Below are 19,412 nucleotides of genomic sequence, written 5' to 3'. Positions count from 1 at the left end.
GCGGCGGCGCGTAGGCGGCAGGGGGGGGCTTCGGGGATGACTGGCTCGTCGCTCTTGGCATGCGCTGCTGTTTCGCCGGCGTAGCCGGCGACCTACTTTCTTGTCCGAGCGACAAGAAAGTAGGCAAAGAAACGCGTTTACTTGTCCTAGCGGACGAATATTGATCGTAGCGTGCGAAGAATTTCGTACGGGTACTCGCTTCAGAGCGTGCCCGGCTGCCTGCCGCGTGGAGCGCGTCCGTATGCAGGCTCTCCAACAATGATTGAACCAGCCCCGAAACTGTCCGTGGCCCGACACTGCCCGCGTTATCGCATCATCGCCTTCGGCTGCTGCGCGGCTCAGTAGTCGGTTGGTCAGGGGCATCATCGGCACTGGTGCCGGTGCTTCCGTATCTTCTCTTCTCTTCTCTTCTCTTCTCTTCTCTTCCCTTTCCCCGGTTTTCACTGAGTGCGCGCAGCGCAGCCGTAGGCATCCTTCCGATGGCGTGGTTGGAAGAGGCCACCAAACAATGGCCCGCTTTTTGCTGACAACGCATCGACACGCCACACCAAGATAAACGCGTGGTGCGGGCTGTCGGCACGCAAGTCCGCCAAAAAATGTCCTGATGAATCTGCCAAACAAAAAGCGAGCGACACCGTGAATTTCCTGATCCGTTGCATCGGCATGGCGGCTCTGGCCGGCCTCAGCGTGGGACCGGCATGCCAGGCGTATGCCGCCGAAGGCGAAGTTGCCTATGTCACCAATCAAGGGGGCGGCGTGACCGTGCTGGACATGGGCACGTTGAGGCCAGTCGCCGACATCGAGGTCGGACCAGATCCCCGCGGGCTGGCGGTTTCACCCGATGGCCGCTGGCTACTCACCGCCAACCAGGGGAGCTCCGACCTGTCGGTGGTCGACACCGGCACACGCAAGGAAGTCAGGCGCATCGCCATCGGCAAGAATGTCGAGTTCATGCGCATCTCCCCTGACGGCCGCCGCGCATTCGTGACCTACGAGCCCGCGTCGCGCGGCGGCCCCCAGGGCAGCGAGCGCAAAACCGGGAAGGAGGAAGCACCGGACGAAATCCCGGCCGAAGTGGCCGTCGTCGATCTCGGCCAATGGCGCATAGTCGGCCGCATCAAGGCATCCCGCGAAACCGAAGGCATCGAGTTCTCGCCGGACGGAAAACTGCTGGTGGTGGCCAACGAAGGCGACAATACGCTGGTCGCTTATGACCTCGCGACGTTTGAAAAAATCCGCTCGATCGATGTTTCACCGTTTGGCAGCCGGCCGCGCGGCATCAAGATGGCGCCCGATGGCAAGACCTATGTCGTCACGATGGAAAACTCGAACAACCTGCTGCTGCTGGACACCGCCTTCAGACCCATCAAGACGATACCGACCGAACGCGGCCCCTATGGCGTCGCCTTCGACCGCGACGGCCGTTATCTCTGGGTCGCCGCCAGCCGCGCCGACCGCCTGCAGGTCTTCGACGCCCGAAGCCTGGCCCCGGTCGCGGTGATTCCGGTTGGCAAGCGCTGCTGGCATTTCAGCTTCACCCCCGATGCGCAGAAACTGCTGCTCGCCTGCGGGCGCTCGAACAGCCTGCAGGTGATCGACCCGAAGCGCTATGAGGTCGTCGATACGCTGCAGGGCTACAAGATGCCGTGGGGCGTGGTCACCTATCCCATCTCGGTCGGGAGCCTCGATGCGCCACGCTAGCCGGGCAGGGGACGCGCACCGGGACGGCCCTGCCACGGCGCCGCGCGCATATGCGGCCGTTCAGATCGCCCTGCATTGGATCAATGCCCTGCTGCTGTTTGCCCTGGTTCCGCTGGGCTACTACATGACCAGCCTGGCGCGGGGAACGCCCGGAAAGGCCGAATGGGTGAATCTGCATAAATCGTTGGGGCTCACGGCCGCCCTCGTGATCGCATGGCGCATCATCGAGCGGATCCGGCGGCCCGTGCCGCGTCCCATGCCGGGGCTGCGCTGCTGGGAAGCGGAAGTCGCGCGCATCACGCACCGCGTGCTCTACATGTGCCTGGTCGTCATGCCGCTATCCGGCTATCTGGGATCGTCGTTCAACCAGTACGGCACACGCTTCTGGGGCTTGCCTCTGCCCCGTTGGGGCTGGGTCGACCCGACGCTGCAACACCTGTTCTACACGGTGCATGCCACGACTTCATACCTGCTGCTTGGGCTGGTCGTCCTGCATGTGGCTGGCGCGGTCAAGCACCAGTGGCTCGATGCGCTGGCGTGCACCCAGCGCATGCTGCCCGGCAGGCGCGATGCTTCCCGATAGGCCGCTCACGCCGGTCGGGTCGCTGCAACGCTAGATCGCGCCGACCGGAGCGTCGCGTTCCTCGAAGCCGCATTCGACGCGATCGGCCTTCGCCTGCGTGTGATAGTGGTCTGCCGGCCCATTCCGATAGCACCCATCTCCGTTCGCCTTGACGGATGCCAGCTTCACGGCGCGGCGGACCGCGTCCCTTTCCACAGACTTGATCGCAGTACCGGGCGCGCGTCATCCGATGCGGGCGAACTGAGACAAATGTCTCGCTGACCGCGACGTCTGTCTCGTCTCGCGGCTCGCCATCGCGGCCATCCGGCACGCCCCGCGAGCTGGGGTCGGATGGCTGCAATGCCTTGTCCAGCAACGGTTTGCAGGCGTTCCGGAGCACGCTGGGACGCCTCTGTTTGCTGCTGGCACCGCTCTTGCACTTATAGGCTATCCGGCACATCGGCCGGACACCGATACGAGAGCAAGAGGAGACATCGCATGGACCCCACACCGCAACATCTTCTGTGGATGTACGAGAAGATGATCGAGATCCGGCAGTACGAAGAGACCATGGCCAAGGTGTATCTGGAGGGCAAGCTGCCGCCGAAGATCCAGAAAGGCCTGGCTTTTGACATCGGGGCCGGCCCGGTTCCCGGCGAGATGCACCTGTCGGCCGGGCAGGAGCCGGTGGCCGTCGGCGTCTGCGCCCATCTGCGGCAGGAAGATACGGTGGTCGGCGCGCACCGCTCGCACCACTTTGCCATCGCCAAGGGCGTGCCGCTCGACGCGATGACGGCCGAGATGTTCGGCAAGGCCACCGGCCTGGGCCGCGGCAAGGGCGGCCATATGCACCTGTTCCATGCCGGGACCAAGTTCTCGTGCAGCGGCATCGTCGGCGCGAGCTCGCCCCAGGCCTGCGGCGCCGCACTGGCCGCGCGCAAGCTCGGCAAGGACTGGGTGGCGGTGTCCTTCTTTGGCGAGGGCGCCGCCAATCAGGGTTCTTTCCATGAGTCGCTGAACCTGGCGGCGCTGTGGAAACTGCCGGTGATCTTTGTCTGCGAGGACAACAAGTACGGCATCTCCGTGGAGAAGAGCGCCTCCACCGCCGTGCCGACCAACGAGATCCGGGCGGCCGGCTATGGCATGCCGGGCGTGCTGGTCGAACGCAATGACGCGGTAGCCGTCTACCGGGCGGCCGGCGAGGCGATTGCGCGCGCACGGCGCGGCGAAGGCCCCACGCTGATCGAAGTCAAGACCGACCGCTATCTGGGCCACTTCCAGGGCGACCCGGAAACCTATCGCCCGCGCGACGAGGCCAAGACCTTGCGCACCCATGACCCGATCCAGGTTCTCGGCGACGCCCTGCGCGCCGGCGACCTGCTCGACGCAGCGACCGAGGCCGGCATGCGCGCGGCCGTCGCCGCCCGGATCGAGGCCGCCTATGAATTCGGCCGCAACAGCCCCTACCCGGCCCCCGGCGACGCCCTGCAGCACGTCTTCGTGCAGTAAGCCGCGCCCCCCAACAAGACAGGAGACCACTATGCAAACGGCACAAGACGCGGGCCAGGGCACGCGCACGCTGACCATGGCCCAGGCCATCGCCGAGGCCATCGGCCAGGAGATGGAGCGCGATTCGCGCGTCTTCGCGATGGGCGAGGACATCGGCAAGTACGGCGGCATCTTCAGCGCCACCACCGGTCTGCTGGACCGCTTTGGCCCGGAGCGCATCATGGATACGCCGATTTCCGAAACGGCTTTCATGGGCGCGGCGATCGGCGCGGCCGCGGAAGGGCTGCGGCCGATCGCGGAGCTGATGTTCGTCGATTTCTTCGGCGTCTGCTTCGACCAGATCTACAACCACCTGGCCAAGAACACCTACATGTCCGGCGGGCGGATGGCGCTGCCGGCGGTAGTGATGACCGGCATCGGCGGCGGATACAACGATGCGGCCCAGCACTCGCAGTGCCTGTACGCCAGCTTTGCCCACATGCCGGGCATGAAGGTGGTGGTGCCGTCCAACGCCTATGACGCCAAGGGCCTGATGATCCAGGCCATCCGCGACGACAACCCGGTGGTGTTCTGCTACCACAAGGGCATCATGGGCCTGTCGTGGATGTCGTACTTCGAGGGCAGCACCAACGCGGTTCCCGAAGCGGCCTACGCCATTCCCTTCGGCCAGGCCCGCGTGGCCCGCAGCGGCCGCGACGTGACCATCGTCACGCTGTCGCAGATGGTGCAGAAATCGCTGCTGGCGGCCGAGCAGCTCGCCGCCGAAGGCATCGAGGCCGAGGTGATCGACCTGCGCACCATCGTGCCGCTTGACCGCGAAACCGTGCTGCGCTCGGTGGCCAAGACCGGCCGCCTGCTGGTGGCCGATGAGGACTATCTCAGCTTCGGCTTGTCCGGCGAGATCGCCGCCATCGTGGCCGAGAACCTCGACAGCGTGGCGTTGCGGGCCCCGGTGCGCCGGCTGGCCGTGCCCGACGTGCCGATCCCGTTCTCGCGCCCGCTCGAGCAGTTCGTGATTCCGCAGGTCGACAGCATCGCCGCCCAGGTGCGCGCGCTGGTGCAGCACCAACCCGTTTCCTATTCACTCAAGCGAGAAGCAGCATGATCGACGTACTGATGTCTGACGCCGTCTGGCAGGACGTGGAAGAGGGCACCGAGGCCCTGTTGCAGGAATGGTCGGTCCAGCCCGGCGACACCGTCGGCGCGGGCCAGGTGCTGGGCGTGGTCGAACTGGTCAAGACCACCCATGAGATCACGGCGCCGGCCGATGGGGTGGTTGCCGCGCTGGCCGTGGCGGCGCAGGACACCTTCGGCCGGGGCACCGTGCTGGCCCGGCTGGAGTCGGCATCATGAACCACAGCCTGGCTTCCGCCGCGGATGCCGGCGAGCGCCGCGTCGTCGCGCTCGCCGGCCTGCGCGGCGCCATCGCGCGCAGCATGGGCGCCGCGTGGCAGGTGCCGCGCGTGGCACAGTCGATCGAAGTGGACGCGACCCGGCTGGAGCTGGCGGTAGCGGCCCTGCAGCAACGTCTCGGACCCCAGTGCAAGGTCACGCTGACCGCCTTCGTGCTGCGCGCGGTGGCACTGACGCTGCGCGAGCACCCGCGCCTGAACGCCCGCGTGCTGGAGAAGGAGAAGGCGATCGATGTGCTGCCCGACATCAACATCGGCCTCGCCGTCAGCCTGGACGAAGGGCTGATGGTGCCCGTGCTGCGCAACGTGGATGCCATGCCGGTCGCGGACATTGCCGCGCAAAGCCGCCGCCTGGCGGAGGGCGCGCGCGCCGGCACGCTGTCGGCCGGCAGCTACCAGCACGGTACCTTCACCGTCACCAACCTGGGCATGACCGGCGTCGACAGCTTCACGCCCATCATCAACGTGCCGCAGGTCGCGATCCTGGGCGTGACGCGCGTCGCCAGGCGGGCGGTGGTCAGGGACGACAGCATCGCGATCGCACCGATGATGGGGCTGCACCTGGTGTTCGACCATCGCGCGGTGGACGGCTACCCCGCCGCGCGTTTCCTGACCGACCTGAAGACGCGGCTGGAAGCCGTCGAAGGCCTGTGATGCTCGCCCCCGCCTTTCTCGCCGACGGCATTCACTGTGCGCAGGAGCAGGACTGGAACCGCGCGCAGCTGGCGGTGCCTGTGCTGCGGCCGGCCGTACGCCTGTGGACCTATGCCGCCCCGGGCATTGTGCTCGGCCGCGCCCAGGCTGCCCTGCACCCACGGCTGGCGGGCGGCGCTGCGCCGGTGGTGGTGCGCGAATCCGGGGGCGGCGCGGTGCTGGCCGGGCCCTGGATGCTGTCCGCCTCGATCGTGCTGCCCGCGGATCACCCGCTGGTGGGAACCGGCACGGTCTCCAGCTATCGCTGGCTGGGCGTGCTGTACGCGGGGCTGTTGCGCGACCACGGCATTGCCGCCTATGCGGTACCGCCCGAGGAACTGCAGATGGCGCCGCCCGACCCGTCGCTCAAATGGGCTTGCTTCGGCTCGTTGTCGCCGTGGGAGGTGGTGGTCGGGCAGCGCAAGATCGTCGGGCTGGCGCAGGTGCGGCGGCGCACGGGTGTGCTGCTGACCTCGGGCACGCTGATCGCGCCGCCGGACTGGCCGCTGCTTTGCGCCATGGTCCAGGCGCCTCCCGCCGATGCCGAGCGCCTGCGCGCCTGCACGACGTCGTGTGCCGAGCAACTGGGCGCGCCACTGATGGCAACCGTGCTGGCCGAGGGCCTGCACCACATGCTGACTGACGTGCTCGGCGAGCATGAGGATTCGGGCCAGTCGCGGCGTCCACGCCAGGCGCCGCGTGCGGCGCCGGCCATCCTGTCCGCCACTGCGGGCCCGTGAGTCCGCATGACCACGCTGTGCAATTCAACAAAACAAGGCACGCCATGCGCGCGCCAGGATATGGAGACATCCAATATGAAACCCATGCCACCCGCCGGCTCCGCCATGCGCGTACTCGACAAGCGGCCCAAGGTATCGCGCCGGGGCTTTCTGCGCGGCAGCGGCCTGGCCGCGATCAGCGTCACGGTGATTCCCACCGCCGGCCTTGCGGCCACCGCGGATGTGGCGGCCCGGCAGAGCTTCCGCAGCCTGGGCGCCGCCACCGGCAACACCCTGGTACGCATGGCGCGCGACATCTATCCGCACGACAAGCTGGCCGACAAGTTCTACATCGAGGCCGTGGCGCCCTATGACGCGGCCGCGGCCGAGGACCCGGCGGTGCACACGCTGCTGACCGGAGGCGTGCAGAACCTGAACCAGCGCGCCAGGCAGCGCTACGGCGTGCCCTATGCCGAGGTGAAGACCGAGAACGAGCGCGTGGCGCTGCTCAGGGACATCGAGGCCACCCCGTTCTTCAAGAAGATCCAGGGCGACCTGGTCACCGGTCTCTACAACAACAAGAAGCTGTGGCCGCTGTTCGGCTACGAGGGCTCGTCATGGGAGCAGGGCGGCTACCTGCACCGCGGCTTTGACGATATCGACTGGCTCTGAGCCTCGGCATACAGAAAAGGAGACAAGCATCATGGCAGATCAGGCAAGGTTTTCTCTCGACGACGACAGCGTCGTCGTGATCGTGGGTTCGGGCGCGGGCGGCGGCACGCTGGCCAACGAGCTGGCGCAGCGCGGTGTCAAATGCGTGGTGCTGGAAGCGGGCAAGCACTATACGCAGGCCGATTTCGAGAACGACGAATGGGCGATGTTCAACAAGATTTCCTGGCTGGACAAGCGCATTTCGGCCGGCGGGTGGCACCACACCAGGACGTACCCGAATCTGCCGGCCTGGATCGTCAAGGCGGTGGGCGGCTCGACGGTGCACTGGTCCGGTGTTGCGCTGCGCTTCCAGGAGCACGATTTCCACACCAGGACCACCTATGGCGCCATCCAGGGGGCCAATGTGCTCGACTGGCCGATCACGCTGGCCGAGCTGGAGCCCTATTACGAGCTGGCCGAGAAGAAGATGGGGGTGTGCGGTACCAAGGCCAGCGGCCTGCCGCCCATGCCGCCGAACAACCACTACAAGGTGATCGAGGCGGGCGCGAGGAAAGTGGGCTACAAGCGCATCGTGCGTCCGGCCGCGTCGAACTCCCAGCCCTACGATGGCCGGCCCGGCTGCCAGCAGATCGGGTTCTGCATGCAGGGCTGCAAGATCGGCGCGAAATGGTCCACGCTCTACACCGAGGTGCCGCGCTCCCAGGCCACGGGCAAGGTCGAACTGCGGCCCGAGTCGATGGTGCTGCAGATCCAGCACGACAGGAAGGGGCGTGCGAATGGCGTGCTGTACGTCGACAGCAAGGGCCGCAAGCAGTTGCAGAAGGCGCGCGTGGTGTGCGTGGCGGGCAACTCGATCGAGTCGCCCAGGCTGCTGCTGAACTCGGCATCGGCCATGTTCCCCGACGGCCTGGCCAACTCATCGGGCCAGGTGGGCCGGAACTACATGAATCACGCCACCGCGGCGGCGGTGTCGATCCACAAGAAGCCGGTCTACATGTATCGCGGCTTCGATATCGCGGCGGTGGTGGCGGACGAGGTGCCGCTCAATACCAGGCGCGGCTTCGTCGGCGGCTATTACCTGGAAGGCCTCGCGATTCACCTGCCGTACACGGCCGCGTTCATGAAGCCGGGCGGCTGGGGGCGCGATTTCACCTCCGCCATGGAAATGTACGATCACATGAGCTGCGTCTGGGTCTGCGGCGAAGACCTGGCGCGCGAGCAGAACTCCATCACGCTGCATCCCACCGAGAAAGACCAGTACGGCCTGCCCGTACCCATCGTGACCAAGACCTACCACGAGAACGACGACAAGATCACGGCCCACGGCCTGGTCCAGTGGCGCAAGCTGTCCGAGGCGGTGGGCGCCACGCGCGTGATCGACATGCCGGCCTATCCGGCCAGCCACAATATGGGCACCAACCGCATGAGCGCGAAGGCCGGCGACGGCGTGGTCAACCGCTGGGGACAGGCGCACGACGTGAAGAACCTGTTCATTTCGGACGGCAGCCAGTTCACTTCCAGCTCGGCGGCCAACCCCACGCTCACCATCGTGGCGCTGGCAATCCGGCAGGCGGAGTACATTGCCGGGGCCCTGAAGCGGCAGGAGATCTGATCAGGCCCGTGCGGCCGCCGCACGTTGCGGCGGCCGGGCAAATGGATTAGCGTAGGGCCGCAACGGGCCCGCGCCAGGCCGGCAGCAGACCGGCCGCGCCGGCCCTGGACCCTTCCAACGCGGCGAACAAGGAGACAGTCGTGCAGCAAAAAGCACACCGCGACCATATCGAGCGGCTGCTCGCCTTTTCGCAGCAGCCGGGCGAAGCCCATGGCACGATCGAGCGCTCATGGCGGCGCTGCCTGGACGACTATGGCCGCGACCCCAGCCGCCCCGTGCCTGCCTATATCGTGGAGGCGGGCCGCCTGCGCGAGCACAAGGACCAGATCGAGGATTTCCTGAGCGTCGCCCGCGCCGGCATGGAGCAGCTCTACAAGCGCGTATCCGGCCTTGACTACGTGCTGCTGCTGACCGATGCCTGCGGCGTCGCGGTGGACTTCATCGGCAACGACCACCTGGACCGCGAACTCAAGCGCTCCGGCCTCTATCTGGGCGCCGACTGGAGCGAGGCGCGCGCCGGCACCTGCGCGGTCGGCACCTGCATCGTCGAGCAGGCGCCGGTAACCTGTCACCAGACCGACCACTTCGACGCCTGCCACATCACGCTCACCTGCAACAGTGCGCCGCTGTTCGATCCCACCGGTGGCTTCCTGGGCGTGCTCGACGTATCGGCGCTGACGGCGCCGGCGCCGCGGGAAGGGCAGCACCTTGCGCTGCAGATGACCGCCATGTACGCGCAGATGATCGAGGATGCGAACTTCCTGCGCTATTTCCGCGACCAGTGGATCCTGCGGCTCGGTTCCACCTGGTCGCTGGTCGACGTCGACAGCGAAATCATGGTGGCCTTCGACGCCGACGGCGTGATCCGCGGCATCAACAGCGGCGGGCGGCGCAAGCTGCGGCTCGAAAGCGATGCGCGGGCCGATGTGCGCGGCCACCTGCTGACCGAGGTGTTTCGCGAGGACATGAGCGAGCTGTGGCGCATTGCGCGTGCCGGCACGTCGTCCGAGCGCACCGCGGTACGGATGTTCGACCACGGTCTGTACTACGCAACGGGGATTCCGCCGCGCGGCGCGCCGGGCAAGCCGTCCATGCCGTCCGCCACGGCGGCGCAGGCGGCGCTGCCGAGCGCCGAGGCCAGCGCCGCCCTGGAAGCCCTGGGCGCCGACGACCCGCAGATGCAGCGGCTGATCCTGCAGGCCAAGCGTCTTGCGAACAAACCGCTGAATATCCTGGTGCAGGGCGAGACCGGTACCGGCAAGGAAGTCCTGGCCAAGGCCCTGCACATGGCCAGCGAGCGCCGCGGCAAGGCCTTTGTCGCCGTCAACTGCGCCGCGATTCCCGAATCGCTGATCGAGAGCGAACTGTTCGGCTACATGCCGGGCACCTTTACCGGCGCGCGTACCAAGGGCATGCGCGGCCTGATCGCGCAATCGGATGGTGGCACCTTGTTCCTCGACGAGATTGGCGACATGCCGCTCCACCTGCAGAGCCGGCTGCTGCGCGTGCTGTCGGAGCGCGAGGTCATGCCACTGGGCTCGGAGAAGCCGATCCCGGTCGACCTGCGCGTGATTGCCGCCTCATACCGCGACCTGCGCCAATTGATTGCCGAGCAGCGCTTCCGCGAGGATCTCTACTACCGGCTGTGCGGCGCCACCTTGCACCTGCCCACGCTGCGCGAGCGGCGCGACAAGGACTACCTGATCGCGCGCATTGTCGAGGACGAGGCGCGCCAGCTCGATATGCGCGTGGAACTGGCGCCCGCCGCGCTCGCGTTGTTGCGAAACCATTCATGGCACGGCAATGTCCGGCAATTGCGGAACGTGCTGCGCTTTGCGCTGGCCATGAGCGACAACGGTCTGATCGACATCGATGCATTACCGCCGGAAATTCTGGAGAGCACGAGGGACAGCACCGCAGGCGTGGTTTTAGCCACGGACGATGTCCCGCCGGCCAATGAGCGTGAAGCCCTGCTGGCAGCCCTGCGCCGCAACAAGTGGCGGATTACCCAGGTTGCCACGGATCTCGGCATCGCGCGCGCCACCGTCTATCGCCAGATGGAACGCTTCGGCATCGTCGCTCCGAACCGCCAGTAGGGCTGCATGTGCTAGCGCGTTGGCAGCAGCACGAACTCCCGGGGGCGGCGAAGCCCAATGCGTTCCGTTGACCAAGTAATAGGTGAACAGACTGTGGCTAGCGAGGTTACTTTAGGCCTTAAGCAACATTGGAATCCGAGGTACGTAAAACAGGACTCGCAACGTGGGTTTCAGGTAAAGAACGCTTTTGGAGGCGTTGCGCACCGATTCCAGACAGCAGACCCAGCAGCATGCCGGCGCTCAAGTCCAGAGCCACATGTTGTCGAACCTGGATGACCGTATAAAGGATGGCCAGACCCCACACAAAACCAGCAAGTGTGACCCAAACGTTCTTCGTTTTCGACAACGCCCACACGCACAAAACGGTCAGGGCGGCATGCAGAGAGGGCAGGCAGTTGCAACGGCTGTCCCATGTTTGCATCCAGACCAGGAGCTGCGCACTGATGGTTTTGTCAACGATAGTTGGGTAATGTAGCGTCGTGGGCCACAGCAAGAATATGGTTCCTGCAACCACCCCGCTGGCCTGCAGGGCACGAGTCAGCCAGCGCAGGGTTGGTGTGTCAACGACCAGGTAGGTCAGTGGAACCATAATAAAGAATGACAGGTATATCCATACACCTGCTGGATTGAACGGAATGGCCCTGTCCAGGAACGTTTCCGGCAGCACCGTTTGTGACGATGGGGTGAAAGTACATAGCAGGATGTACAGTAATCCAACGGGCCCCCAGCCCCGCAGCTGCTGAATTAAGCGACTGCGCAAGTCAATCATGTCATCTCCTTTGCTGGAACAATTCATCGACGTTTTGTTGAGGTAATGTATTTTGGTCGGCTCCCGATCCATCGATAATCGGTCCAGTTGTTCGCTATTTGTGGCGACTATTTCGCAATGATAATCCACTGGGCGAAGTCGCCACTGTCCATCTGAGCCCGGGAATCCTTGTCGTTGCACCAGATTTGACCAGGGTGCTTCGGCAACGCGTGATACGGCCAAACCGATCTATTTCAGCGAATCAATCCAGCCAGGGATTGGCCAACACATTCCGGTAGATCCGGTGATCGCGGCTGCTCGACGCGCGCATGTAGCTCCAGTCGAGCGTCGCAGAACGCTGACGTAAACGGTCTGCCCAGGCCGCCAATGGCGGGCGGTTTGCTGAGCGCGCGCCGCAGGATCTCGCACACCTTTTCCCCATCGAGTGCCCGTGCTGGGCGGCTTCGATCCGCAGTCGTGCCTTGAACCGAAATCGGGAGACTCCCAAGTCGGTGCGAGGCGGAAGTCACGATGTCCATCCATTGAACTCTATAAACATAAGCTTAATTATGTCTAAAATTATGTATCGATAGTTAGATATACAATGGTTTACGTAGTAATATTTGTAATCGTTCGGTGAGATGGGCCGCGGAACTTGCAGGCTGCGCGCAAAGCCCGCCAGTCCCACGAGTGAAGCAATCTATTCCCCCCTCTGACCTCTGTCGCCGTCGTTCCCGCACTTGACCGCGCACATCCCCGCTGCGGGATGAACTGCATAGTCCCGCAGCAGCGCGCCAACCACGCCGTTCGTCCAACCGAATCCATCCTGCAGGGGATACTCGCCGCCGCTGCCGCCCACCACGCGCGGGCCCAACCTGTTCAGACGGTATTTCTCCACGAGCTTGCATTCGCGCGAGTACAGGTCCCCGACGGTGTGCAGCCAGCGGGAGGCGATATCGTCGGCCAGTTCCGTGTGGCCGTAGCGGCGCAGACCTTGCACAGCGATCCACTGGAGCGGCGCCCAGCCGTTGGGACGATCCCATTGCTGGCCGGACGCGTGTTCAGTGGTCGCGATGCCGCCCGGCGCGAGGAGCCGGGAAGCGATGGTGTCGGCCACGCGGGCCGCACGGTCCGGGTCGGGCAGACCGAGGTAGAGCGGCATGGCCGTCGCGGCGGTGAGACGGCTGGAGCGAGCGTTGCGCTGCCAGTCGTAGTCGAACCAGGCGCCGGCGGCGTCGTCCCACATGGTGGCATCGATGGCGGCTCGACGAGCGTCGGCCATGGACTGGTAACGATGGGCGGCGGCAGTGTCACCGCTCGCCTCGCTCAGCCTGGCGATGCGGCGCTCGGCGTACCAGAGCAGCGCATTCAGGTCGACTGGCAGCAGTGCCGTGGTGCGGATGGTGGCGAGGTCTGCCGGGTCGACGAGCCAGCGAGAACTGAAGTCCCAGCCCGATTCGGCCGCCGCGCGCAGATCGCGGTACACCTGGTGGCAAGGGCGTGTGGTTCGGGCGGCTGTGGCGATGTCCTCGGCGTAGGCCTCCTCTCGCGGATGGGCGTGGTCATCCCAGTAGCGGTTGAGCGGGGCGCCGGCAACAGTGCGCACCGCGCGACGGTGTGCGCATCCGGGCGAGAGGCTGCCGGCGCCATCCATCCAGAAGGCGTGCTCGCGGCGAAGCTGGGGGAGGTAAAGGGGCGCCGAGCGGACGGCGTGGGCGTCGAACAGGTCGGTCATCAGCGCAAATACCGGCGGCTGGGAGCGGCTCAGGTAATACGAGCGAGTGCCGTTGGGCACGTGGCCATAGGTGTCGATGAGGTAGGCGAAGTTGTCCGCCATCGCTCGCAGAAGCGCGTGCCGGCCGCTGGCGGCGAGCCCCAGCATCGTGAAGTACGAGTCCCAGTAGTACAGTTCGGCGAAGCGGCCGCCCGGCACGACGTAGGACTTCGGTAGCGGCAGCAGCGAGCTGAACGCCGGGTGGTCGGTCGGCTGGCGCGTCAGCACGGGCCAAAGCCCGTGGATGTGGTCGAGCAGGGTGCTGGCGGGGTCGGAGACGTAGTGACTGGCATGGACCGTCTCGATCGTAAAGTTTGCGCCCACGAAATCCGCCAGTGAGAACCCCGCGTCATCGAGCCGTGCGCGGTAGTCGGCCAGGATCTCATCGGGCGGGCGGCGCGGCACGCAATCGGGAAAGGTCTTGCTGTCGGCAAACACGTCGCTGCGCTGCACGGCGACAAAGAACTCCGCGTAGCGCTCGGCAGGCGATAGCGGGTCGGCCTGCGCACATCCGCCGAGGGCATGTGGGCTGGGTGTCGACAGCCGCGTGACCAGCGGCGCGTGCGCGTGGTGGCCATGCGCGTCCCTGGCTGGCCGCGCGCCGTTGCCATCGGGAGCGGGATGGCCGGCGCTGGGCGTGGCGGAGACCGTGCGCTCGGCACCTGCCGTGGCGGCGTGGGCGACCGGCGCGACATGCGGGGCAGGATCCTGATCCCGCTGCGGCGCGGCGTTCACGTTCGATTCTCCGTCACTGTTCTGCATAGTTCCAGAGTAGGCCGCCGTCGACATACACGGTGGTGCCTGTCATGTAGTCGGCATCGTCGCTCGCGAGAAAGGCTGCTACGGCGGCCACGTCGGCCGGCTGGCCCAGGCGCCCGAGCGGGACGTTGGCAATGAGCGCGGACAACTTGCGCTGGTCTTGCAGCAGGGTCCGGTTGATCGGCGTCTGAATGGCGCCCGGCGCGATATTGTTGACGGTGATCCCAAACGGCGCCAATTCGATCGCCAGATTGCGCATCAGCATGCGCAAGCCGCCTTTGCTGACGCAGTAGCTGGTGAAGTGCGGGAACGGCAGGTCCTCGTGGACCGAGCTGATGTTGATGACCTTGCCGCCGCGTCCCGCTTCGCGCAGATGGCGAACGAAGGCCTGCGTCAGGAAGAATGGTCCCTTCAGGTTGGTGTCGAGCACGCGGTCGTAGTCCGACTCGGTAATGTCCGCAAACGGTGCGCGGATTTCGATGCCGGCGTTGTTGACGATGATGTGCAGCGGTCCGGCCACTGCCACCGCCCGCTCGACGACGTCGGCGGCTTGGGCGGCGCTGGACAGGTCGGCCGCCACCACCCATGCCCGCCGCCCAATGGCGCGTACGGCTTGCGCGGCTTTCTCCGCCGCATCGTTGGTCTTGTGCACTGCGGCTACGATGTCGGCGCCCTCGCTCGCCAGCCGCTCTACGATTCCCCGCCCGATACCGCCGGCAGCGCCTGTGACAAGCGCGGTTTTTCCCTGCAATCGCATGGTTGACTCCACCTTGTGGCGGCCATCCGTGGGCGGCCGGACTCCCGATAAGAGACGCTCGTCGGCGGGTGGAAGTTCTATGCTTGCGGTGCGTGTCCCGCTCGCGCGCTAAATCCTCGGGAAAACACGCAAAAAATGTTCCTGCACCAAAGTATTGTTCCGCGCGTGGGTTGCTCGGTAAGAACCGCAGGCGATTGTCGACCGGCGCGTCTGGTCAACGCAGGCGCTGCGATGTGCTGGCTCACTGCTTGCCCGCAAACGGCTGCGGCTTGAGCGTCCCCAGGTAGGCGACCAACGCGTCCATGTCGGCATCGTTGATGTTCTTGTACCAGTCGAACGCCATTGGCGGCTTGTAGTGCACGCCGTCCTTGCCGGTCCCGCGGATGGCCTGCGCGATCTGCGCCTTGGTCCAGCCCTTGAGCCCGCTTTCATGCGGCGTCAGGTTGCGAGAGACGCTTTCTCCCCAGGGGCCCTTGAATACCTGGCCGCCGGCACCCAGGCGCGCGTGCACCAGCATGCCTTTTTCGTCGCGCGGCGTATGACAATCCATGCAGTGACCGATGTCGGCGAGGTATTGCCCGTACCTGATCGTCTGGCTGGGAGAGGGCGCCTGAAGGCTCTGGACGGCGGGGCCGTAATTTGGCGGTAACGGGATGTTGTAGCTGGACTTGGCAACGGCGTTCTTCACCGGCGGTTGGGCGCGCAGGTAGGCGATGATTGCCGCGAGGTCCGCATCCGACATGCGCCGGTAGAACGCGATGGGCATGGGCGGCCCGATGACGCTGCCGTCCGGCCGGATGCCTTCGCGGATCGCCTTGGCGAGCTGTGCATCGGTCCATTTGCCGATGCCGGTCTCGGGGTCGGGCGTGATATTGGCAGCGTAGGCCTTGAACGGCGGCTCGTCGAAGACCATGCCCCCGGACAGGCCCCGGGCGGCCAGCGGTTCGCCTTTGTCGCCTCGGGCAGCGTGGCAATTGCCGCACGCCACCACACCCTCCATCAGGTACTTGCCGCGCGCGAAGAGCTTATCGTCCTGGGCGTCGGCCGCGCCGATCCGCACGGCGAGCAGCAAGCCCGCGGCCAACCGCAAATACGTCCCCATGACGCCTCCCTGTTATTGCAAGTGGGCCATGTGCCCAAGCATGTTTTGTTGGCGGAGTATAGGTAGCTTCCGCCCGAACACAATCATCCGATCGGTTGATCCGGAAGACCGGGTGTCGGGTGTGGCAAGGCAGGCCGGGAGTTGCCAGTGGACGACGTGGGAGGCTAGTGGGCGGAAATGACAGCGGAAGGCTCCACTGACAATGTCTGCGGCTTTGGTGCTTCCTCCAAGCCGTTCGTGTAGTGCGCAATTCGCTCAATTGCCTCCAGAATATGCTCGAGATAATCGCCCAGCCTCTGTTTATCTCGACTCATATCGGCACCGCTTCGGCAAGGACGGTCGCGCGGAACTTCTCAGGCAGCGCCTTTGGTGTCAGGACGTCCACGGGCACGCCCAGCAATTGAAGCAGCTCGTGGCGGATAGCGCCAATGTCCAGAAGCGTGGTCTCCGGGGTTGGGTCGACCAAGATATCAAGGTCGCTGCCTTCGGCGTCATCACCGTGAACCACAGAGCCGAAAACCCGCGGGTTGCAAGCACGGTGGGCTGCCACCACGCGGCGGATGGCGTCACGATGGGATGCGAGCGCAAAGGATGGCTTCATGCTGGTGTTCCTGGACGGGCGACTTGAGCCTAGTATCGGCAAACCTGACGTGGCGCGCCGAGCGAACGGTGCCGGCGACTGTACAAATATACAGCAGTGATCGACCACGAACCACAGCGAGTCCCAAGCGCGTTGCGGCACTTAGTTTCAAGAAGCATTCAATGCCCCCGACTCGCCGGCACAGGCCGCCAACAGCATCTCGCAGAATTCACCCGACAACGGAGACATCGACATCGTCTTGTGCCGGATGAGCCCGATGCGCCGGCGAATCTCGGGCTCGACGATCGGCACGGCGCGCACATGGGCGCCCGGCAGCGCGGAGAGCGCCAGCGACGGCACGATAGCGCAGCCCAGGCCGGCCTCGACCAGCGCCATCAGGCACGACACGTGCTCCACTTCGTAGAACCAGCGCAGGCTCAGCGCCTCCTGTCCCAGCAGCAGTTCCAGCAACAGGCGATTGCCGGAATCGCGCCCGCCGATGACCAGCCGCGCGTCCTTGAGATCGCGCAGCGACAGGCGTTCGGCACGGGCCAGCGGATGGTCCTGATGCACGGCGACCACGAACTGGTCCGCCAGCAGCGGCGTGAAGGCGAGATCGTCGTCCTCGCCCGGGTCCATGCTGATGCCGAACTCGGCAATGCCGGCGCGCACCTGCCCGACCACGAAGTCGTGGTTGCCGTCGAACATCTGCACCCCGATGTGCGGATAGCGTTCGGCATAACGCCGAAGCACCGGTGGCAGCACGCGCGTGAGCACCGTCGGGATGCTGGCGAGGCGTATCTTGCCGAAGCGCTTCTCGGCGATCTCCTGGATCGACGACAGCATCAGCCCAAGCTGCGCCATCTGCTGGCGCGCCATCGGCAGGAAATGGCGCCCGACCCCGGTCAGCTCGATGCTGCGCGTGGTGCGGTGGAACAACTCGACGCCGAGCGTCTGTTCGAGCTTCTGGATGCGGCGCGACAGGCCGGGCTGTGTCAGGTGCAGCTTGTCGGCGGCACGCTGGAAGTTGCCTAGTTCAGCCACCAGCACGAAGGCCTCAAGTTCGGCGTTTTCGACTCTCATAGCGAATTCTCATGAATCTCAAACAGACCCGCATTGGACGCGGGAAACGTGGTTGGCGACCATTGTCACCGGAATCGAAGGGCGTGAGAACCAGTTGCTCCGTCCCGGGAATAGAAGGCAGTGGGAGACAGCAATGGAATTCGAGGGGATGGCGTTCGATACCATCATCCGTGGCGGTGACGTGATCGACGGCAGCGGCGCATGCCGCTTTCGGGCTGACGTGGGCATTCGCGGGGAGCGCATCGCCGCCATCGGCGACCTGGGCCGCGCCACGGCCGGGCATGAGGTCGACGCGACCGGACAGATCGTGGCGCCCGGTTTCATCGACAGTCACACCCACGACGATGCCTTCGTGCTGACCGACCCCGGCGTCGAGCCAAAGATTTGCCAGGGCGTGACCACCGTCATCGCGGGCAACTGCGGCATCAGCCTTGCGCCGCTTCAGGCGACCCGCGAAGTTCCGCAGCCGCTGGACCTGCTCGGCGCATGGACGGAATTCCGCTTCGCCTCGTTTGCGGCCTATCTCGACGCGCTCGACGCCGCCCCCGCCGCCGTCAATACGGCCGCGCTCGTCGGCCATTCGACCCTGCGGGTGCGGCACATGGATGACCTGGCGCGCGAAGCCACGCCCGCGGAAATCGAACGCATGGCCGCCGACGTCGCCGAGGGCATGGCCGCAGGCGCGTTCGGCGTGTCGTCGGGCACCTTCTATCCGCCCGCGGCCGCCGCGAGCCAGCAGGAGCTGATCGACGTGTGCGCGCCGCTGCGCACGACCGGCGGCGTGTTTGCCACCCACCTGCGCGACGAGACCGTGGACATCTTGCCCTCGCTCGAAGAGGCGTTCGCGATCGGCCGCGCGCTGGCCGTGCCGGTGGTGCTTTCGCATCACAAGGTTGCGGGCAAGGAAAACCACGGACGCTCGGTCGAGACGCTTGCGCGCATCGACGCGCAGCGCACGCTGCAGCCGCTGTGCCTGGACTGCCACCCGTACCCGGCCACCTCGACGATGCTGCGTGCGGATCGCATCCGCCAGTCCTCGCGCGTGATGCTCGCATGGTCGAAGGCGCGCCCCGATCTCGCGGGGCGCGACTTCGCCGAGATCCTGCCGATGTTCGGCAATTCGGTGGACGCCGCCATCGAGGCCTTGCGCCCGGCCGGCGCGATCTATTTCGTGATGGACGAGCGCGATGTCGAGCGTATTTTCCAGCATGAGCAGACGATGGTCGGGTCGGATGGCCTGCCCAACGATGCGCGTCCGCACCCGCGCCTGTGGGGCACGTTCCCGCGCGTGCTGGGGCACTTCTCGCGCGAGCGCAAGCTGTTCCCGCTGGAGACGGCGGTGCGCAAGATGACCGGCCTCACGGCCGAACAGTTCGGCCTCGACGGGCGCGGCTTCGTGGCCAGCGGCCATTTCGCCGATCTCGTCGTGTTCGATCCGGCGCGCGTGATCGATCGCGCCACGTTCGTCGAACCGACGTTGCGTCCGGAGGGCATCGCGCACGTCTGGGTGAATGGCGTACAGGTGCTCGACAACGCGTGTCCGACGGGCGCGCGTCCCGGCCGCGCGCTGCGGCGCGCACCCGCCAGCCGCTCGTAACGCTTCTTCCCGACCACGGGCAAAATCAAACCTATT

The 19,412-nt window shown here is 65.7% G+C and carries 17 protein-coding genes; 11 read left to right on the top strand and 6 right to left on the bottom strand.

Features of this window, described 5'->3' with window-relative positions; translation table 11 throughout:
* The first annotated feature begins 663 nt into the window (after positions 1 to 663).
* The 10 genes from AC3FKH_RS11355 to AC3FKH_RS11310 all read left to right on the top strand — a co-directional run bounded on the left by AC3FKH_RS11355 (position 664) and on the right by AC3FKH_RS11310 (position 10,976).
* The gene (locus tag AC3FKH_RS11355; RefSeq protein WP_488675540.1) at positions 664 to 1,701 is read left to right on the top strand and encodes a cytochrome D1 domain-containing protein; all 1,038 of its coding nucleotides are present in this window, start codon (positions 664 to 666) and stop codon (positions 1,699 to 1,701) included.
* Positions 1,688 to 2,284, top strand: a complete 597-nt coding sequence (locus AC3FKH_RS11350; protein ID WP_488675539.1) for a cytochrome b — start codon at positions 1,688 to 1,690, stop codon at positions 2,282 to 2,284. Before AC3FKH_RS11355 ends, AC3FKH_RS11350 begins: the two co-directional genes overlap by 14 nt.
* A gap of 477 nt (positions 2,285 to 2,761) precedes the next feature.
* On the top strand, positions 2,762 to 3,772 hold the full coding sequence (locus tag AC3FKH_RS11345) for a thiamine pyrophosphate-dependent dehydrogenase E1 component subunit alpha (RefSeq protein ID WP_483734540.1): 1,011 nt from the start codon (positions 2,762 to 2,764) through the stop codon (positions 3,770 to 3,772).
* A gap of 31 nt (positions 3,773 to 3,803) precedes the next feature.
* Positions 3,804 to 4,877 (top strand): alpha-ketoacid dehydrogenase subunit beta, encoded by a 1,074-nt coding sequence (locus tag AC3FKH_RS11340; RefSeq protein WP_488675538.1) that lies wholly within the window; start codon positions 3,804 to 3,806, stop codon positions 4,875 to 4,877.
* Positions 4,874 to 5,125, top strand: a complete 252-nt coding sequence (locus tag AC3FKH_RS11335) for a lipoyl domain-containing protein (protein ID WP_488675537.1) — start codon at positions 4,874 to 4,876, stop codon at positions 5,123 to 5,125. The genes AC3FKH_RS11340 and AC3FKH_RS11335 overlap by 4 nt, the downstream gene beginning before the upstream one ends.
* Positions 5,122 to 5,838 (top strand): dihydrolipoamide acetyltransferase family protein, encoded by a 717-nt coding sequence (locus tag AC3FKH_RS11330; protein WP_488675536.1) that lies wholly within the window; start codon positions 5,122 to 5,124, stop codon positions 5,836 to 5,838. Before AC3FKH_RS11335 ends, AC3FKH_RS11330 begins: the two co-directional genes overlap by 4 nt.
* On the top strand, positions 5,838 to 6,617 hold the full coding sequence (locus AC3FKH_RS11325) for a lipoate--protein ligase family protein (protein WP_488675534.1): 780 nt from the start codon (positions 5,838 to 5,840) through the stop codon (positions 6,615 to 6,617). The genes AC3FKH_RS11330 and AC3FKH_RS11325 overlap by 1 nt, the downstream gene beginning before the upstream one ends.
* Before the next feature lie 75 nt (positions 6,618 to 6,692).
* Entirely contained in the window at positions 6,693 to 7,268 is a 576-nt protein-coding gene (locus AC3FKH_RS11320) for a gluconate 2-dehydrogenase subunit 3 family protein (RefSeq protein ID WP_488675532.1), read from the top strand.
* A 31-nt stretch (positions 7,269 to 7,299) separates the two neighbouring features.
* Entirely contained in the window at positions 7,300 to 8,880 is a 1,581-nt protein-coding gene (locus AC3FKH_RS11315; protein ID WP_488675530.1) for a GMC family oxidoreductase, read from the top strand.
* Between the two features lie 140 nt (positions 8,881 to 9,020).
* A complete protein-coding gene (locus AC3FKH_RS11310) occupies positions 9,021 to 10,976 on the top strand; it encodes a sigma-54-dependent Fis family transcriptional regulator (protein ID WP_488675528.1) in 1,956 nt (651 codons plus the stop codon).
* A gap of 118 nt (positions 10,977 to 11,094) precedes the next feature.
* On the opposite strand, the gene AC3FKH_RS11305 is transcribed toward AC3FKH_RS11310, so the two are convergent.
* The 6 genes from AC3FKH_RS11305 to AC3FKH_RS11280 all read right to left on the bottom strand — a co-directional run bounded on the left by AC3FKH_RS11305 (position 11,095) and on the right by AC3FKH_RS11280 (position 17,779).
* Positions 11,095 to 11,745, bottom strand: coding sequence for a phosphatase PAP2 family protein (locus tag AC3FKH_RS11305; protein ID WP_488675526.1), 651 nt, complete (start codon positions 11,743 to 11,745; stop codon positions 11,095 to 11,097).
* A 679-nt stretch (positions 11,746 to 12,424) separates the two neighbouring features.
* Entirely contained in the window at positions 12,425 to 14,233 is a 1,809-nt protein-coding gene (gene treF / locus AC3FKH_RS11300; RefSeq protein WP_488675525.1) for an alpha,alpha-trehalase TreF, read from the bottom strand.
* Between the two features lie 13 nt (positions 14,234 to 14,246).
* Positions 14,247 to 15,014 (bottom strand): SDR family NAD(P)-dependent oxidoreductase, encoded by a 768-nt coding sequence (locus AC3FKH_RS11295; RefSeq protein ID WP_488675523.1) that lies wholly within the window; start codon positions 15,012 to 15,014, stop codon positions 14,247 to 14,249.
* 241 nt (positions 15,015 to 15,255) lie between these two features.
* Positions 15,256 to 16,116, bottom strand: coding sequence for a c-type cytochrome (locus AC3FKH_RS11290; RefSeq protein ID WP_488675521.1), 861 nt, complete (start codon positions 16,114 to 16,116; stop codon positions 15,256 to 15,258).
* Positions 16,117 to 16,426: 310 nt separating this feature from the next.
* On the bottom strand, positions 16,427 to 16,717 hold the full coding sequence (locus AC3FKH_RS11285) for a nucleotidyltransferase family protein (protein WP_483734490.1): 291 nt from the start codon (positions 16,715 to 16,717) through the stop codon (positions 16,427 to 16,429).
* 147 nt (positions 16,718 to 16,864) lie between these two features.
* Positions 16,865 to 17,779 (bottom strand): LysR family transcriptional regulator, encoded by a 915-nt coding sequence (locus tag AC3FKH_RS11280; protein ID WP_488675519.1) that lies wholly within the window; start codon positions 17,777 to 17,779, stop codon positions 16,865 to 16,867.
* Positions 17,780 to 17,927: 148 nt separating this feature from the next.
* Here AC3FKH_RS11280 and AC3FKH_RS11275 point away from each other — a divergent pair, with 148 nt between their 5' ends.
* On the top strand, positions 17,928 to 19,376 hold the full coding sequence (locus tag AC3FKH_RS11275; protein ID WP_488675645.1) for an N-acyl-D-amino-acid deacylase family protein: 1,449 nt from the start codon (positions 17,928 to 17,930) through the stop codon (positions 19,374 to 19,376).
* Positions 19,377 to 19,412 lie beyond the last annotated feature (36 nt).

It is taken from the genome of Cupriavidus sp. 21MJTG02-4 (assembly GCF_057798975.1).
The sequence above is the reverse complement of the archived record's forward strand: the minus strand, read 5'-3'. Positions and strand labels throughout refer to the sequence as shown.

Bases quoted from the DNA above. Each gene is read 5' to 3' on its own strand.
- AC3FKH_RS11355 (WP_488675540.1), top strand. From the start codon at position 664: ATGGCGGCTCTGGCCGGCCTCAGCGTGGGACCGGCATGCCAGGCGTAT.
- AC3FKH_RS11350 (WP_488675539.1), top strand. From the start codon at position 1,688: ATGCGCCACGCTAGCCGGGCAGGGGACGCGCACCGGGACGGCCCTGCC.
- AC3FKH_RS11345 (WP_483734540.1), top strand. From the start codon at position 2,762: ATGGACCCCACACCGCAACATCTTCTGTGGATGTACGAGAAGATGATC.
- AC3FKH_RS11340 (WP_488675538.1), top strand. From the start codon at position 3,804: ATGCAAACGGCACAAGACGCGGGCCAGGGCACGCGCACGCTGACCATG.
- AC3FKH_RS11335 (WP_488675537.1), top strand. From the start codon at position 4,874: ATGATCGACGTACTGATGTCTGACGCCGTCTGGCAGGACGTGGAAGAG.
- AC3FKH_RS11330 (WP_488675536.1), top strand. From the start codon at position 5,122: ATGAACCACAGCCTGGCTTCCGCCGCGGATGCCGGCGAGCGCCGCGTC.
- AC3FKH_RS11325 (WP_488675534.1), top strand. From the start codon at position 5,838: ATGCTCGCCCCCGCCTTTCTCGCCGACGGCATTCACTGTGCGCAGGAG.
- AC3FKH_RS11320 (WP_488675532.1), top strand. From the start codon at position 6,693: ATGAAACCCATGCCACCCGCCGGCTCCGCCATGCGCGTACTCGACAAG.
- AC3FKH_RS11315 (WP_488675530.1), top strand. From the start codon at position 7,300: ATGGCAGATCAGGCAAGGTTTTCTCTCGACGACGACAGCGTCGTCGTG.
- AC3FKH_RS11305 (WP_488675526.1), bottom strand. From the start codon at position 11,745: ATGATTGACTTGCGCAGTCGCTTAATTCAGCAGCTGCGGGGCTGGGGG.
- AC3FKH_RS11295 (WP_488675523.1), bottom strand. From the start codon at position 15,014: ATGCGATTGCAGGGAAAAACCGCGCTTGTCACAGGCGCTGCCGGCGGT.
- AC3FKH_RS11290 (WP_488675521.1), bottom strand. From the start codon at position 16,116: ATGGGGACGTATTTGCGGTTGGCCGCGGGCTTGCTGCTCGCCGTGCGG.
- AC3FKH_RS11285 (WP_483734490.1), bottom strand. From the start codon at position 16,717: ATGAAGCCATCCTTTGCGCTCGCATCCCATCGTGACGCCATCCGCCGC.
- AC3FKH_RS11280 (WP_488675519.1), bottom strand. From the start codon at position 17,779: ATGAGAGTCGAAAACGCCGAACTTGAGGCCTTCGTGCTGGTGGCTGAA.
- AC3FKH_RS11275 (WP_488675645.1), top strand. From the start codon at position 17,928: ATGGCGTTCGATACCATCATCCGTGGCGGTGACGTGATCGACGGCAGC.